The following is a 1,443-nucleotide window of genomic DNA, read 5'->3' as shown; positions in this document are numbered from 1 at the left end:
GTCCTACCTTCTTGGTGGGTTCGAACTGGTCATTCGTAAGATCGGTGGGGCTCAGGGGCTCCGGGTATGGCTGTCATGGTTGAGCCGATGAAATGGCTTAAGGAACATGGCCGCCCGGAGCCCCGCGACGACTCGACCGCCCATTGGGATTTGCGACTTGATCGCTTCGTAGGACTACGTCGGCGAGGTCGTCTGCGGGATGGACCAACAGCGAGCTGACGGAGGTGACCGTGCCCCGGATCTGGGCCGGAATGGACATCGGCAAAGAGCATCACCACTGCGTGGTGATCAACGAACGGGGCGAGCGTCTGCTGTCCCGCCGGGTCCTGAACGACGAAACAGCCCTGCTGGAGCTGATCCGCGACGTCCTGGACATCGACCGGGACGTGTTGTGGGCGATCGACATCAACCACGGCGTTGCCGCCCTGGTGATCGGGCTGCTGCTCAACCACGACCAGCCGATGGCCTACCTCACCGGCCGGGCCGTCCACCACGCTTCCGGCACCTACCGGGGCGAAGGCAAGACCGACGCCAAGGACGCCCTTGTCATCGCCGACCAGGCCCGCATGCGCCGCGACCTGGGCCAGCTGCGACCCGGCGACGAGATAGCCGTCGACCTGCGCATCCTCACCGGGCGCCGCACCGACCTGGTGGCCGACCGCACCCGGCAGATCAACCGGCTCCGCGCTCAACTGCTGGAGATCTTCCCGGCCTTGGAGCGTGCCCTGGACATGACCAACAAGGGTCCGGTGGTCCTTCTGACGGGCTACCAGACGCCGACTGCCATCCGCCGAAGCGGTGCGAAGCGCATCGAGACCTGGTTGCGCAACCGGAAGGTCCGAGGCGCGGCAGCTCTGGCGAAGACCGTCGCTGAGGCAGCCGAGGCCCAGCACACCGCACTGCCCGGCGAGAAGCTGGCCGCCGCCATGGTGGCCCGCCTCGCCAAGGGGGTGATGGCCCTGGATGAGGAGATCAGCGAGCTCGACGCGCTCATCGAGGGCCGGTTTCGCGAGCACCCGCAGGCCGAGGTGATCCGCAGCCTGCCGGGGATGGGGAATCTGCTCGGAGCCGAGTTCCTGGCTGCCACCGGCGGTGACATGGACGCCTTCGACAGCGCCGACCGCCTCGCCGGCTACGGCGGTGTTGCTCCCGCGCCACGGGACTCCGGACGCGTCAGCGGCAACCTTCACCGCCCCCGGCGCTACCACCGCGGCCTGCTGCGGGTCTTCTACCTCTCCGCGATGGCCAGCCTGAAATCCTGCCCGGCCTCGAAAACCTTCTACGACCGCAAGAGAGCCGAAGGCAAGGGGCACAAGCAGGCCCTGATCGCCCTCGCCCGCCGACGGGTGAACGTCCTCTGGGCAATGCTGCGTGACGGACAGTGCTACCACGGGTCACTTCCCGTCACGGCAGCAGCTTGACTTCAGCATTGGGATGTTCCTT

General features: G+C 67.0%; 1 protein-coding gene. It reads left to right on the top strand.

Features of this window, described 5'->3' with window-relative positions:
- The first annotated feature begins 224 nt into the window (after positions 1-224).
- The gene (locus tag G3I71_RS44600; protein ID WP_164324579.1) at positions 225-1,421 is read left to right on the top strand and encodes an IS110 family transposase; all 1,197 of its coding nucleotides are present in this window, start codon (positions 225-227) and stop codon (positions 1,419-1,421) included.
- Positions 1,422-1,443 lie beyond the last annotated feature (22 nt).

The organism is Streptomyces sp. SID12501, from assembly GCF_010550245.1.
GTDB lineage: Bacteria > Actinomycetota > Actinomycetes > Streptomycetales > Streptomycetaceae > Streptomyces.
This window is presented reverse-complemented; position numbering and strand designations above follow the sequence as displayed.